11 protein-coding genes and 1 pseudogene are annotated in these 14,728 nt (G+C 66.6%); 3 read left to right on the top strand and 9 right to left on the bottom strand.

Annotated features, from left to right (window positions below; genetic code table 11):
- Positions 1-107: 107 nt before the first annotated feature.
- Positions 108-494 (bottom strand): annotated as a pseudogene (locus A6A25_RS47010) (IS701 family transposase); the annotation flags it as partial.
- A 160-nt stretch (positions 495-654) separates the two neighbouring features.
- Between A6A25_RS47010 and A6A25_RS36260 the strand changes: the two are divergent.
- Together A6A25_RS36260 and A6A25_RS44405 are read left to right on the top strand one after the other, a co-directional pair.
- Entirely contained in the window at positions 655-2,394 is a 1,740-nt protein-coding gene (locus A6A25_RS36260; RefSeq protein WP_073898072.1) for a hypothetical protein, read from the top strand.
- A 70-nt stretch (positions 2,395-2,464) separates the two neighbouring features.
- Positions 2,465-2,632: a hypothetical protein gene (locus A6A25_RS44405; RefSeq protein ID WP_158073881.1), complete on the top strand. Its 168-nt coding sequence runs from the start codon at positions 2,465-2,467 to the stop codon at positions 2,630-2,632.
- On the opposite strand, the gene A6A25_RS43590 is transcribed toward A6A25_RS44405, so the two are convergent.
- From A6A25_RS43590 to A6A25_RS36225, 7 genes are all read right to left on the bottom strand, one after another.
- On the bottom strand, positions 2,621-3,682 hold the full coding sequence (locus A6A25_RS43590) for a hypothetical protein (protein WP_143193632.1): 1,062 nt from the start codon (positions 3,680-3,682) through the stop codon (positions 2,621-2,623). The genes A6A25_RS44405 and A6A25_RS43590 overlap by 12 nt on opposite strands.
- Entirely contained in the window at positions 3,682-8,163 is a 4,482-nt protein-coding gene (locus tag A6A25_RS36250) for a hypothetical protein (RefSeq protein ID WP_073898068.1), read from the bottom strand. The genes A6A25_RS43590 and A6A25_RS36250 overlap by 1 nt, the downstream gene beginning before the upstream one ends.
- Entirely contained in the window at positions 8,160-8,894 is a 735-nt protein-coding gene (locus A6A25_RS36245) for a hypothetical protein (protein ID WP_073898066.1), read from the bottom strand. The genes A6A25_RS36250 and A6A25_RS36245 overlap by 4 nt, the downstream gene beginning before the upstream one ends.
- Positions 8,891-10,492, bottom strand: a complete 1,602-nt coding sequence (locus A6A25_RS36240; protein WP_073898064.1) for a hypothetical protein — start codon at positions 10,490-10,492, stop codon at positions 8,891-8,893. Before A6A25_RS36240 ends, A6A25_RS36245 begins: the two co-directional genes overlap by 4 nt.
- A gap of 325 nt (positions 10,493-10,817) precedes the next feature.
- Positions 10,818-11,723, bottom strand: a complete 906-nt coding sequence (locus A6A25_RS36235; RefSeq protein WP_143193631.1) for a hypothetical protein — start codon at positions 11,721-11,723, stop codon at positions 10,818-10,820.
- A 146-nt stretch (positions 11,724-11,869) separates the two neighbouring features.
- Positions 11,870-12,283: a hypothetical protein gene (locus tag A6A25_RS36230; RefSeq protein ID WP_143193630.1), complete on the bottom strand. Its 414-nt coding sequence runs from the start codon at positions 12,281-12,283 to the stop codon at positions 11,870-11,872.
- On the bottom strand, positions 12,280-13,344 hold the full coding sequence (locus A6A25_RS36225) for a tyrosine-type recombinase/integrase (protein WP_073898058.1): 1,065 nt from the start codon (positions 13,342-13,344) through the stop codon (positions 12,280-12,282). Before A6A25_RS36225 ends, A6A25_RS36230 begins: the two co-directional genes overlap by 4 nt.
- Before the next feature lie 137 nt (positions 13,345-13,481).
- Between A6A25_RS36225 and A6A25_RS36220 the strand changes: the two genes are divergently transcribed.
- The gene (locus tag A6A25_RS36220; protein ID WP_073898055.1) at positions 13,482-13,727 is read left to right on the top strand and encodes a helix-turn-helix domain-containing protein; all 246 of its coding nucleotides are present in this window, start codon (positions 13,482-13,484) and stop codon (positions 13,725-13,727) included.
- Between the two features lie 128 nt (positions 13,728-13,855).
- Here the strand turns inward: A6A25_RS36220 and A6A25_RS36215 are convergent.
- A partial coding sequence (locus tag A6A25_RS36215) for a tyrosine-type recombinase/integrase (protein ID WP_338013249.1) occupies positions 13,856-14,728 on the bottom strand: 873 nt, incomplete at its 5' end.

Genomic DNA, 14,728 nt, shown 5'->3' with positions numbered 1-14,728 from the left:
GCCGTGACCTGGACGGGTTGGCGGCAGGTGCGGCAACCGTTCCGCCTGGCCACGAGTAAGTGCTGGAGTTCGCCCAGGACACCGTAGAGGGACAGGCCTCGCAACGGCTTTCGGGTGCGGTGGAGCTTGGTGCAGAGGGCGTGGACGACGTAGGAGAGGGTGACGTGGCGGGGTGCCAGCCGGTGTCCAGGAGCGGCCCTCGAAGTGGTCCAGGCCGAGGCCGTCTTGAGTTCGCGGTAGTCGCGTTCGATGCGCCAGTGCATTTGGTGATCGTGACCAGGTCGCGCAGCCGGATGCCCGAGGGCAGGATGGACAGCCGGTAGTTGGTGGGCTCGGGTTTACCGGTGGACCATTCGGCCAGCAGCCAGCACTCAGGTAGACCCACGTCGAGGTTGCGGGGATGTCGCGGTTGGTCGGGTGTACCCCGCAGCGTGAGGAAGCGGAAACGCATGGCCGCGGTCGGGGTTGCTGGCGGTCTGGCGGGAGCCGTGGCGGCAGCGCGCCGTGCCTGTCCCATACTTGAGGTCTGAACAGCACAAACGACTTCGCCGGAACCCTGCAGGAGTGGCCTGTCGTAGCCAGCGACGCACTCACAGTCCATGGGAAGCCGGTCGGATGCCGGCCGAGTAACGTCGGGCCGCTATCGTCGTATCCATGTTCGACGCCTTCGACAAGAACGATCTGCTGCTGTCGATGATGGCTACCGTCGCAGGGGTTGGTGTTGATATGGAGGCGGCTGCGAAGGCGTTCAATGCGACGCGGGGAGACTTCCGGGCGAAGTTCACTGCGGCGGTGGAGGCGCGGCTGGCGTCACTGGCTGCCCCTGAGGTGTTCATCGAGGTGCCTGAGCACCCGGAGGAACTCCTCAAAGGCGATCTCGAGAAGTTGGTGCGGCCCGCGGCGGTTGGCTTCCTCCGGTCCTACCCGACCAAGGACGAGTTGCTCGACCAAGCTGCCAGGATCCGACGGCGCCAGGACCAGCGGCCGGCATGGATACCCCGGATCGACCGGGACGGCAATGCCATCCCGGTCGAAGAGGACTCGACCGACACCGTGCGCGAGCCCGATCGGCCGCTGGCGGTCACCGTGCTCGCCGAGGTCGGAGAGGTCACGGTCCGACTACCGGCGGCGGAGCAGGAGCGAGCGGAGTTGGCGATCGCGCCGGGTGGCATCGGTGAGTGGGAGTCCGCCCTGTACGCCCTGTATGGCTTTGGCGACGAAAACTCACCGACGTCGACCGTGACGATCGACGCTGCGGCCAACGAAGCGCTCGTCCCCGATGAGAACCGCTGGTGGTCGACCGAGCCGCCACAACGCGTGTCGGCCATGAAAGACCCAGGGGTGGCCAGTGAGCTGCTGGCCACCAGCGCGACGTTGGGCGGACGACCAGTCATCGACGACACACCCGAGGTGGACGTCGCCATCGCCGACGCTCTGCTGTCCGCGGGTGACTGGCGGTACAGCCCGCAGTGGCGGCTGGAAACCTGGGCGCCCGGTGACGACGCCGCCACCCTGGCGATCGCTCGCGCCGCCATCGCCGGCTGGGCGGACGATCACCGCAGCGGCGTGATCGTGTACGTGTACGGCGGTGCGCTGCACACCCGTGAGGGTCTGGTCGGTGCCCCGGTTCCCTTGCACAGCTACCTGCTGACCGTGACCCGCTCCGCCGATGGCACCGACACCGTCGACACCGTCCACAGGATGATCTGGTCGTGCCCAGGTGAGCACTGGTGCCGTCGAGGCGGCTGCCCTGACGATGTGGTTGTTCCTGACCTGGCGGCGCTGCTGATGCCGATCGTCACCGCCGGACACGCCGCCGAGGCAGCATCCGACAGCGGTGATGGTGATTGGGCGGAGTCCCACGAGGAGCTCTACGGCGACAGCGACGACGGCGAGGGCGATACCTATCCCGACCAAGTCCTGGAGCACGTGACAGCGATCCTGTCGCATGCCGGTTGGATTGAGCTGGAGGAAACGATCTGGGAAGGCGGTCTGGAACAGTCGCTACTGCGCCGAGGCGAGCACTGTCTGACCGCCGCATACGACCCGGTCACCCGGCAAATCCAACTGGTCGACGGCAAGGCCGAACTCGACCTGACGTTGCAGGCGCTGGGCGAGGATGGTGTCCTCATCGGCGACGACACATGGGAGAGCGTCGACATCAACGAGGCCACCCTCGAAAGCTGGGGTGCCGACCTGCTGGCCGCAGCCGACGACCTGCTCCACGGACGCATCGCGAACCTGCCCCAGCTCACGTCCCCCGTCCAAGTCACGATGCTCGGACTTCACCCACACGCTAACGGCACCCTGCGTGGCCCTGACGCCGCAACGCTCGTGGAGCAACAACTCGACGCCTTGTTCGGCAAGATCGGCCTGCTCGCATCCCACGAATAGTCATAGCCGGACAAGAGAACACGAATTTCCTCAAGTCCGCCAGGTGGTCGCTCGAGGTGAGTTGCAGTGCTTGCAGAACTCCTCCGGCATCGAGGACGGCGAGGCGCTGCGCAAGCTGGAGCGGGAGCTCGACGCGCCAGGCTGCACTGCGGCCTTCGTGGCGCAGGTCGGTACGGAACTGGTGACGATGGAGTCCGCGTCCGACGCGGCGCCAAGCCGGAAATGTTCAAGTCGTTGAAGGGCTCGCTCGAAGACCGCGGGCCCACCAGGATATCGCAGCCGGTGGCACCGACTCTTGGGCGAGTCGGCCGGAAACATTGCGAATCGGAGCGAGTTGGTCCCAGAGGTCCGGCCCTAACCAGTTACGTCCGCCAGCGTTCGACCAGTCGACTTCACCCTCGTCTTGTGGTGAGCACTCTGACATGGCGGCCCACAGCCCCGCCGCCGGGCGAACAGGGATGTCTTCCGACACTGCGGCGGCTGCGGATGCGATTGCCAGGCCCGCCGGGTCGAAGTCACCCCAGTACCAGACGTCACCTGTGGCCGGGCCGCGTCCGGCGACGTCAACGCTGAGCGAGATGACCTGCGCGGGGAAGGACTTTCCGGAACCCCATGCTACGAGCCCGACGTCGTGGCCGGAGGACCGGCGCAGCTGCTCGACGGCCACCCAGTAGGTGTCGCTGTTTTCGACCACCAGGAGATCGGCGCCGTCGCCTACCTGTGCTGCGGGAAGTGGTGGTGGGATCCGAACGCAGGCCAGCAGTTCGAAGGTGAGGCGTCCAGGCCCGAACGCCGAACCCCGAGACAGCTCGTCGAGGCGCTTCTCCTTACCGAAGATTTCCGCTGACCGGTACCGCACAGGAACCACCGGTACAGTCGAGTGCTCGGTGCGCCCCAACCAGTCGTTGATGGCTGTCAGGTCGTGGAAGACCTGGTCGGACAGCGCCGGCAACGATGACACCCAACCAAGCTGACCCCGCCACGGGAAAGAACGCCACGGCTTTGTCCCACGTGGCTTGCGAGCGGTCGGGACGGTGACGAACCGGGGGAGCGGGGGAGCCGTTGTCCGGTCCCAGGCGTCTATCGGCAATTCGATCAACCCGCGCAGGGCAAGTTCGCGCAGTACGGCATTGAGAGCGGCCGTCTGGTCGGGGTCTCCAACCAGACGCGGCGCGGTCATGGCCCACAGCCGCCACAAGCCGTCGAGGTCGATGCGCACGGAACCCACTGCGGTGAGCGCCTCACCGAACGCCGATATCTCGGACGCACGTGGTGCTGCGGTGCTCATCAACGGACCTCGTACCGGGTCGTGGTGACCCAGTTCTGTGGCGATGACGGATCACGTCCACCAGTGATCGCACCGGGCACGTCAACGCCGTCCACGACGCTGGCGCGCAGCCGCAGGAAAGAGAGGTTCCGGCGCAGGTCACCGTCGTTGCGCAACTTCACGATCACAGAACCGTTACCGGTGAACGCCTCGTCAACGGCCGGGTCGTGCAAGCCGGTGGCACAGACGAGTTGGACGCCGGTGTGGGCGGCCAACCGGTGTTGCATCGCTATGAGGGTTTCCGCCGACGCCGCACCGAACGGGTTGTCCAGGATCAGCGTCCCGGCCGGCCGTGAACCACCGCTGCGATGGGCCGATCGGACCTGCGACAGCGCGCAGTAGACGAGGACCGCCAGAGTAAGCACCTGGCCCCCGGAGAACTCGTGCGGGATCCGATCGGGCGGGCAGTATTCGGACTTCCCGTCGATCCGGGGTTTCAAGATTTCGATCGACCACGCGCCGGCCCGGGAACGGTCGACGACCGTGTCGCGAACAGCATCGGCGAGCCAGCGCGCCCGGACTTCCGAGGACTTCGCCTTCTTGGGGTTGGTCGCGAGCTCCAGCGACCACGAGTCGACCCGTTTGGCCAACCGGGCGGCGGCCTCGTCGTCCGGAGCCTCGTCGAACCTGATCTTGATCGCTGGCGCGTCGGACAGATCGACCCCGAGACCGGCCGGCAACTTCGAGGACTTGGACACCTCGCGCAGAAGGCGTCGCTGATCACGGCACAGCGACAACAGACCGTCGCGGAGGATCGACCGGTGCTCGTCCAACTCGCGCAAGTCCGCTGCCGCGGATTCCGTCATCGACCGAATGCGCTGCGCCAGTACCGGCGCCTCGGCGGCCAGGTCCGTGTCGGGAAGGGATTGGACCCGGACCAGCACGGGTGATTCCAGGTCGTTCCACTCCTTGCTCGCAGCGATCGTCTTGGCTTCGCTGATGGCGGTGTTCAACTTCTCCCGCTCGGCGCGTTCGAGTCCGTCAGCCTTCTGTCGTTCCTCCACCAAAGAGAGCATCCGTGTTCGTGCGGCCTGCTTCGACCCGGCGAAGGGCTGGGTGGCGGGCACGCGGTCGCCCACCCACAACCTGGAGGTGTCGCTGAGCGCCTCGACGTCGGAGCGGACGGCCGCCACCAACTCGTTGGCTTCCGACTCCACCGCATCGGCCTGGTCACGCCGTTCCTTCAGTTCGAGGTTGCGCGTTTCCAGCTTCTCCAAGAGCCGGGGTATGTCCGCGGGCGACTCGGGTGCCCACGATGTGTCGCGCAGGTCGACGTAATTCTGGTGTCCGCCGGCGGTGGGCTGGGCGTCGATCAGGTCTTTCTGTGCACGCTCGGATTCGACCTCCGCGTTCAACCGGGACTTCTCGGCATCCTCGGCGGCTTGGCGCGCCCGCTGTTGGGCAGCAGCCAGCAGCAAGGGCGACGCCGCTTCGCCGGACCATGACAGGTGCTCGGCGCGGGAGAGTGTCGCCGCACCGTACTTCGTAGTCCGTTGCCTTGCTCGCCCGAGTTCCGCCTCGGCGCGCTGGAGCGCTCCGGCTTCGGCCATGCCGGCCTCTGCCAAGGCCAGTTCGTCACGCGCCGCCGTCCACGTCGCCCGGAGGACTTCCAGGTTGCCGCCGGGGTCGGCCGCCGCATGGTCCACACCGAGCTCACCACGCTCCCGGCCGTGGGCCTCAGCCGCGCTGCGTGACTGCGCCGCTCTTCGCATCGCCGCCCCGATCACCGCGCGTGCTTTCCTCACACGTTCCGCTGCCGCATCGAGGTCTCGTGCCGCTCGCGCTCGGCTCGCCTCCAGCCCGGGTCGCCGCGCGGCTTGGAACTCCGCCTTCTCGACAAGGTCCGCGAGTCTTTCGGCCGCTGCGGCGTGCTTGTCGGCAACGACCGCGTTGCGCAGTTCCGCTTGGTGCTCCTGACGTGCACCAGCGGCCGTCTCCCGTGCGGATTTCTGCTGGGTGGTCAGCTCCTCGCGTCTGCCTTCCGCCTCACGCAACCGGCCTGAGGCCTCTTGCTCCGCTCGGACCAGGTCTTCTCGCGAGTAGCCCTTCCAGCGCTGCACGATGTTTCCGCACATTGCCGCTGTATCCCGATAGCGGCGTGCTGTGCGGTGTGCTTGTGCTGCGGCTTCCGCCGACTCGGCAACGGTGTGTTCGAGTTCCGCCTTGACCTCGCGAGCCCACTCACGGTCCCATGTGGCTCGGTGCGGCACGACGACGTGGTGAGTGACGTCGTCAACTACAGCGAGTGTGGTTGCCGCCGGAGCGGTCGACACTACGACAGGCGTGCGCGTGCGCGGGCTTCCGTGCGTCAATTCCCCCACAGCCTCGGTGAACCTGCTCGGGTCGGTGACGATCACACCACCGGCCAACTCCGGGTGCCGGCTGATGAACGGCTCCCGGTGGCCGGGGTCGGTGATGTTGCGCTCGATCCAGTTGAGGCCGGTCACGGCGCCGATGCCAGACCGGTTGAGGATGTCGAGCACGACAAGCACATCGAGGCCGGCCGAGGCGATGCCGGTGTCGGTCAGGTGGTTCAGCTCTTCCTGAGCGGACCTGGCCTCGGACTGCTTCTCCGCTGCCCTGGCGTCTGCTTGGTGCGCGAGGTTCGTCGCCAGCTCGACCACGCGAGCGAGCGGGGCCACGTCCTCGGGATCGCCTCCGATGAGTTCCCGTACGGTCTCGTCTGCCGCTGCGGCGCTCAGGTCGCGGTCATGGTCCGCCAAGGTCTTGCCGTGTTGTTCGGCGGCTCGCCGCAGGGCGATGAGTTCGGTGTCGACGGTGTTGATGTCGTTGGAGAAGCGGTCGAACGCCTGCTCGGCGTCCTGGGCTCGCTGCCTGGCCTCCTCGGCGTTCACCGTGGCGGCCTGGCTTGTTTCCCGCCATCGGCGCACGCAGGCGTCCGGCCGTTCGCTGTTGGTGAGCCACCCCTCGTTCACCGCCGATGCTCGCGCCTGGTCAGCTTCATCGACCAGGTCGGCGATCGCCTCCAACTGCCTGGCGACCTCCCGGCCGTCCATCAGCGCTTTTGTGTGCGCTTCCTGTGCGTCGCGCTCGTCCTGTTCGGTGTCCGCAACGAGTTGATCGGCGGTGGCGGCGGTCTGGAGCATCTCATCGATCAGGGCGTCGAGACGCCCGGCGAGGTTCGCCGCCGCCGTGACGCGCCGCTCCCGCAAGGGGGCGAGCCCGGCTTCGGCGGCGTCGTAGGCGGCTTGGGCTTCGTCTAGCCGGGCACGGGCGATCTGCAACTCCAGTACTGCGTCGACCGCGGCCCACGCTTCGAACTCCGCCGTTCTCTCCGCCGCTGCGGTCTTGGCGAGTACGACAGCCTCCTGTGCGGTGGCGACCCTCGCTCGTGCCTCCTCCAACTGCAACTGCAAGCGGATGTCGCTGATCTGCCTGTACTCGTAGCGGGCCTTGTTGGCCTCCTGGGCCGCTGAGACTGCCGCCTCCTCCAAACCGACGAGGTCACGTTGGTCCTGTTCGATCCTCATCTCCAGGGCGGAGGCGAGTTCACCGCCCTCGAACAGCACCTTGCGGGCCTTTGCCGCGGCTTCGGCGGCTCGTTCCGAGCGCTGTGCGACCAATTCGATGCGCGGCACGATGGCAGCGCCGAAACCGGTGAGGAGTTCCAGACTCGGCCTGGTCGAGGCGAGGTGCGCGTAAGCCTCCAGCTTGCCGGTGAACGCCTCCAGGTCCCGTTCGTCGTTCAGCGCGGCGACGAAGAAGCGCACTACGTTGTCCGGCGAGTTGAATGACGACAGAAGCGACTCGGCGCCCGTCTCTGAGTCGTTCATGCGCATCTGGTAGCCGAACAGCGTGGGGTCGACGCTGGTGTTGTCCTCGAGGGCCCTCGTCCACTCCTTCTGCTTGTCTACGAGCAGTCCTCGCGCCTTGGGGTGCGAGGCGATCAGGTCTCCCACCGCCCCGCGGAAGTCCTTGTAGGTGGTGCGCTTGCCTGCGGTGATGAATGGCAGGTCGTCGATGCCGGGGAGACCTGTGCCGGTGCGGAACAGGTACCAGAGGCGGTGCATGTTGGTCGTCGAGCGCATTTTGTGCCCCGGCTGCCGACGCCCGTCCTTCCACTCCATCACCGCGCCGGTGACCGTGCGCGTTCCGCTCTGGGCGTCCTCCCACTCGCAGACGATGTGGGAGGTGTCGCCGGTGAGCACGTAGTCGCCGAGGATCTTGCCACCGACCTGCTCGCGGGCCGCCGGGACGACAAGGCTGCACAGCAGCGTGATCAGCGTGGACTTGCCGCCGGTGTTGGTCAGCGACAGCAGCACCCTGGACGCCGCGCCGTCGCGGGTGGTGAAGTCGAGGTCGAGCGGGTCGAACCGTGCCCGATCCGGACCGACCCCCATCAGCTTCACCCTGCGCAGCCGCAGAGGCGGTACCGGAAGGTCGCTGTTCTTCGGAGGGTCGATGGTGAACAGATCCGTCACGACGAGCGGCCTCCGTGGACCTCGACCAAGTCACCATCCAGGTCGTTCACCAGGCGGTACAAGTCGGAATCCTCGCACAGCGCCATCACCGCGTGGCGGAACCTTGGCCGGGTCGTCCAGGTGCCACCGTCCGCCTCGCCGCGAGCATTGAGGTATCCGGCTTCGGTGAGCAGTTTGCACACCCGCTTGACCAGACCGTGCCGGTCACTTGTCGACTTTCTGATCGCGTTGGGGCGGGCCGTGGTGAGGTCCTGCCACCGCCGCCATGCCTCGACCAGGTCATCGTCTGCGGCGGCGTCCTCGGTCGACGCGTCAGCGTGCGCCTGAGCGAGGCGATCGAGGGTGTCCACCACCGACTGGGTGGTGAAAGCCGTGATCCGGTCAGGGTCCTCGATCATCGCCGCTTCCGGGTAGGCGGTGCGGGCTACCGCGAGGATGGCTGCCCCGAGCACGACTCGGTGGTAGGGCTGTGCCCGCTTCATGAAATCGGTCAGCGTCAGCCGCAGTGGCGAGTGGTGCCGTGCGGTGACGACGATGCCTTCCCGTTCGTCTACGTGCACGTCCAGGCCCGCGCCCGAGAAGACCCTGTCCACGGCCGCGGCGAAATCCGGTTCCGCCTGGTACCGGTTCACGACCCGATACATGTCCTCGTTCCGGGCGGGTGTCTCTCGCGGCCGTGCGGCCCACGCCAGGAATCGACCGATGTCCACCTCGTCAGCCGGAGTGGTCATGTGCCGACCTCCTCATCGGTGTCGTCATCGTCGAGATCATGTCTGGGAGCCTTGGCGTCAACTGGTTCGCCGATATCGGCCGAGACCTCACCGGGGACGAGTAACAGGTCGTCCGACCTGATGTCATCGGTGTCGATCTCCGCTCCGGTACGCACCGCGACGATGACCCGATCACCAGCGGACCGTCCCGCCAGCCGAGTCGCCCAGGCCCGGTGCGCGGCGTGCACCACCGTCGCGGCCAGTTGGCGTGCGTCCAGCGGTTCGTCCTCGAACGTATCGTCGGCGATGTCGTCGACGCGGGCGAGCAACTGCGACAGCAGGATGGGCTCGTCTATCGCGCCCAAGACGGCGTCCACGGTGTTCTCGTAGGGCTCCCACCACTCGGGCTGCTCCTCCGACTCGATCTCGGCGGGGTGGAACTCCTCGCCGGGATCGGGAGGTCGAGGCGGAGCGCACAACTCGTCGGTAAGCTCTGTCAGTGACGTCCACCAGCGGACTGGAACACCGCCTACCAGCGCAAGCAGTCGGTCTGCGACCTCAGAGGCACGCGCGGTCGACTGTGCGAGGAAGGGCGACAGCAGCTCCTTGCCGATGTCCGCGCGATGCGTCGACCGCGGCGGCCGAGAGAAGCGGTCGTCGAGTGCCGCACGCAACCGCGATCTGGCGCCGATGAGGTGCCGGTGCAGGTCATCGTGCCGTCGACGGCACTCACGCAGGATTTCGACCAGTTGGTTCGCGGCGGCCAGACGGGTTGGGTCGTCGATCTCGCTTCGACGTGCCGCGACCGCGTCCAACAGCGCCGATTCGGCATCGAGACGGTCTCGGACATGAGCGAGAGCGGCTTCCAACAGTTCGGGTACCGAAATCAGCCAGTCGTGAGTGTCGGGGTCGACCAGGGTGTCCGCGATGATCCTCCTGATCCGCTCCTGGTACTGGATTGACCGGTAACGCGCATGACGAGCGATCTGGACCGCAGATTCCACCGCACCGCGTGCGATCAAGGCGTTCAACTGCGCCTCGTTCGCGATCTGCGCCGCCTCAATGTCGATGTCGAGCGCCTCGACGAAGATGTTGATCGCCTGCTCAGACGCGCGCAGGTGGTCGAGCCCGTCACTACCAGTCGGGTGCAGGTAGAGCAGTCGGAACCGCTGGGTCCGCCACTTTGGCCCTGCGTCGGTATGCACCAGATGGTCGACCGTCTCCACCTCGGTAGTGACCAGCGAGACGACTACCCGGTCGGCGACCGATGCCCATTCCGCCTCTGCGGCATCCGGTGCCTGTCGTGCCGCTTGGCTTGTCGCGTATTCGAGCGCTTCATCCCAGGTCCGCCCCACCGATATGCCCATTGCGAGGGCCACCTGGTCGATCACGGCGAGAGCGATCGTGAAGAGGTCGTAGCGATCCCAAAAATCGCCGTCGAGGCCGCCTTTAGTGCGTTCGATATCAGTCAGCACCTGAATGGGGGCCAGCGCTCGACGACGACGCGTTATGGACTCATCGTCGGTCGGGATGACGACGGTCCAGTTGTCGAGGTCATCGACTGACCTACTGAAGCCGTGGTCGACTCCGTCATACGGCGAAAGGTCTGTGCCAGCCATTAATGCCGCTGTTCACCATCGCACGCTGACCCGTACACACCCAACTGCCACTCCCGCCTGATCGCACCGTGTAGGGTTGATCGGACGATAGCGCGATGTCGTTACTGGTCACCCCAGCCCTGACGATCGTCCATCGAACGGAGTAACTGTCCACCGATCCGTCCATGACGAGCCTCCGGTGCCACCGGGTGCCGTACAGGGGAGGTCGACGACATCTGCACCTGCGTGCTCGGCCCGTCGTGCCACCTGAAGATCGCGGTGCAGACAGGCCCTCTGCGTGTGGCTGGTTCCTTGGACGAGGTGGCCCTGGCGATGAGGGTAGTGGTCAGAATCGCCAGTTGACCTGGATCCGTTCGGCGACCGTTGCTCCGTCGGGGTTGACGACAGCGGACTCCAGCATCACGAGAACGAGCAGGCGTAGATCGTCCTCGTCCATGTCCGGCACCGCCTCGTCGTGCAACTGTTCGAGTCGCTCTGCGCCACCGAGTTCCTCGAACTCGTCTGTGAACTCCCGGAGCAGCGCTTCCGGATCCTGGCTGATCGACGCTGCGGCGCGTTTGAGAAGCCCGGGGTGGGTGTCGAGTCGTTCGGCGATCAGAGCGAGCACGTACTCATCCGCGTCATCGGCGTCGATGTCGTTGCCGTGGTCCATCGCTGCGGGAAGCGCCATGTCGCGAAGGTGCTCGACGACGTCTTCACCGGTCTGCTCGCAGCGGGCGAGGAGCACCTGGTGCGCCAGTTGTGTGAGTGCGATCAGGTAGGAGACGGCGGCCAGTCCGGTTCCGAGGTTGGTCGTCAGTACCGGCGCGATGTCGTCGGCGGGTCGTTGCCCGCCGTAGACCTCGGCGTACACGCGGGAGGTCGCGAGAACCCGGTGCCATGGCTCGGGAAGATCGGCTTTGTCGTCCGCGAGTTCGGCCACGACATCGTCGAGGACTTCCGCTGGCTGCATGTCGTGGATCTCGGCGATGACCTCGCAACCGGCCACGACGAATCGGGAGTGGAGAGCGACGGCGGTCAGCGCCTGGCTCCCGGTGTCGTCCACGGATTCATCGAGCAGTGCCGGCAGGTCGTCGGGTGTGGAGTGCATCGCCGTCACCAAGGCCACGGCGTGCCGCACGGAGTCCACCGCCATGCCTGCGGCGTTCGGCGCCCTGGTAGCACCTGCGGCGCGCACGCGCCGCTTGCTCTGTCTGCGGCGGTCCTTCTTCCTGCGGTTGGCTTTGCTCACAATCTCGTCCAGACGTCGGCGCGTCCGATACCGCTTCGGCTCGAGCGGCGACTCTATCGGCAACGAGGTCGGAACGTCCGCCTTGACACCCGTTCGGCGTCAAGGCGGACGACCGGATCAGGCGGAGCCGTTCTGCCGTTGTCGGATCAGTCGACTGGTGTACTGAGCAGAGTCGTCAGTGCCCTGACCGGGTAGATGGCCAGCAGGTGTAGTTGCGGTGAGCTGAGTAGTACCACGGTGTCGCCGGTCCGGATTCCGGTCAGGTCGCGCAGGCCTGCGGGGATGAACACGTGGTGTCGGTTGTCGATCCGGTGGGGGCTGTGGGCGTCGAGTCGTATGGTGATCGTCTGGTCGCGTAATTGGGCGGTGGTGCCCTGGTCTGGATGCCAGTCCAGCGCTCGCAGGAGTCTGCGAGCGGGGATGCGCCCGGAGTGGTCGATCGCCGCGGTCGCCAATAGCAGATCCGTGAGGTGTGTCCGGGGTCTGGTGTCGATCGCGACGAGCGGCGTGGACGGGTCGGGTTCGGGTGGGCTGAACAGTGGGGTCGGGCGTTCGGTCATGGTTGGAGTGGGTTGAGGATCGGGAAGACGGGGAGGCCGCCGTCGGGTGGCGGAGTGGTGGCCAGCGGGTGTGGTTCGTGGGTGTAGGCGGCCAGTGCGGTAGCCAGGTCGGCGATGGTGGGTTTGGTGTAGATGGCGGTGACGTCGTCGCTGCGCGGGTGGGCATGGCCTGCGTAGCCTCGGGCGACGGAGGGGCCGTAGTGGCGGTCGATCCAGGTGAGGGTGGTGTGGCGTAGCCAGTGGGTGGAGACGTTGCGGGCGTTGACCCAGGGGAGTCGGTCTCCGAGGCGTTCCCAGAGGCGGTCGTAGCGGCGGTGGTTGATCGGGTTGCCGTCGCGATGGCGCAACAGGGGTTCGGGGGTGGGTTTGCCGTTGCCGCGGTGCTGGCGGTGATCCAGCAGTGAGGCGATCAGGGTGGGGCTGGCTGGTTGCCAGCGGATGGTGTTGTTCTTCTCGCGTAGCTGGATCAGGCAGGTGGTGGGTTCGATGTCGTCCTCGCGGAGGGCGAGCGCGCCGCCGCGTCGGCAGGCGGTTTCCAGGTGGAGGCGGAACAGAAGGGTGTCGAGGACGGCGTCGTGGCCGCTGGTGGTGACCGCGTCGGCAAGAGCCGTCACCTCGGCTGCGCCGAGGGACTGGCGGGTGGTGGGACGGCGTCGGGGTTTGGGGACCTTTCCGGCGGGGTTGTGTTGTGGTGGGAGAAGGTTGTCGTTGATGGCGCGGTTGTAGATGGCGCGCATGGCGGCCAGGAGGTGTTCTGCGACGGAGTGGCCGCCGCGGTCGTTGCGTCGGATCTGCCGGTTCTCGACCAGGCGGCGCATGAGTCCCTCGATCTCCGACGGGGTGACTTCATCCAGCCGCTTGTCGCCGAAGGTCTCGATGATGCGGGTCCAGTAGGTGCCGTAGGTGCGCTTGGCGCCGGTACCGGATGCTGCGATGACGTGGGGTACGTAGTCGCGGAAGGTGGGCAGGTCCGTCGGTACCCACATGAGGTCTTCGGGGGTGAGGCCGAGTTGGGAGATCAGCAGGCGGGCGGCTCGAACGGTCGTGGGATCGGTGCTCAACGAATCCTCGTCTGGGTGGTGTGCGACTGGGGTACCGGGGCGCTGAGCTGCACGATTGATCTTGCTCGACCCTGGGGCGAGAAGTTGTACCACTGTTGGTACGGACTCGCACGGCGACGAGTACCAACGTTGCCCCCGTGCCTGCGTCGCCGGTTCATCCGCACCTCGCGGAGAACCGTGCGCGGTTCGGCCACCGCCTCGCCGCCCTGCGACAGGGTCGCGAGTGGACTCAGGAGCAGTTGGCCGAGGCCAGTGGGTTCGACCGCAAGACGATCAACCGGATCGAGAACGGCCGGCACTCGCCCAGCCTCGACCGCGTGTTCGTCCTGGCTGACGCCCTCGGAGTCGCTCCTCTTGAACTGTTCCGTTGGCCAGACTCGTGATTCACCCCATCGTGTAGGCACACAGCGTCCACAGCGGAGAGTGCCGGTCGACGGAGCGGCACCCGACGACCGGCACTCTCGGCTGCGGCTATCTGCGGCCCGTGATCACCTGCATGGGTGATCGGCGATCACAGGCGGCCCAGTTCGGCGAGGGGATGAGGCTCGCCGGTGTAGGCCGACAACGCTCGCGCCACCTCCTGCGGCATGCCCTTGATGTAGGTCAGGGTCGAACCGCCCTTGGTGTCGGTATGTCCCGCGTAGGCCCGAGCAACCGCATAGCTGTAGTGCCGTTCCACCCATGTAAGGGTGGTATGACGCATCCAGTGTGCGGAGACGCCCAGCTTCGCCGCCCACGGAAGCCTGGCCTGCACGCGCTTCCACATCAGGTCGTAGCGTCGCCGGGTCAACGGTGTGCCGTTCGCGTTCCGCAGGAGCTGGTCACCGGGGTGTCGTACTCCACGCGACTGGGCGTGCTCCAGCAAGCTCGCCACCATGGTGGGACTGATCGGTTGCCAACGCTCCGTCCCGAACTTCTCGCGCAACCGCACCGCACAGGATTCGGTGTCCAAATCCGCCAACCGAAGGCTCAGTGCTCCCGACCTGCGGCACGCGGTCTCGCTGTGCAGCCGGAGCAGCAGCGAGTCCAGAGGTACGTCCCTGCCGGTGGTGACCACTACATGGTTGATGGCCAGCAACTCCTTGCTTCTCAACGCGCGCCGAGTGCTGGGCAGACGTCGCGGCACCTTCACCTCCCAGGCAGGGTTCCAGCCGCGGGGAAGTAGGCCGTCGGCGATGGCCATCCGGAAGAACGTCCGCATGGCTCGGACAGCACTCTCACCCGCGTACCTGCCGCCGCGGGTGTTGGAGCGCAGTTTGGCCTCGCGGGTGCCCTGCCGCTGCAGGATCAGCACATAGGTCACGGTGACCTGGTCGAGCCGGCGGTCAGCGAGGTTGTCAACGGCGCTCGAATGTGGACCCAGCAGCGCCGTCTGAAAATGGAC

It is taken from the genome of Saccharothrix sp. CB00851, from assembly GCF_001905065.1.
Taxonomy (GTDB): domain Bacteria; phylum Actinomycetota; class Actinomycetes; order Mycobacteriales; family Pseudonocardiaceae; genus Actinosynnema.
The sequence above is the reverse complement of the archived record's forward strand: the minus strand, read 5'-3'. Positions and strand labels throughout refer to the sequence as shown.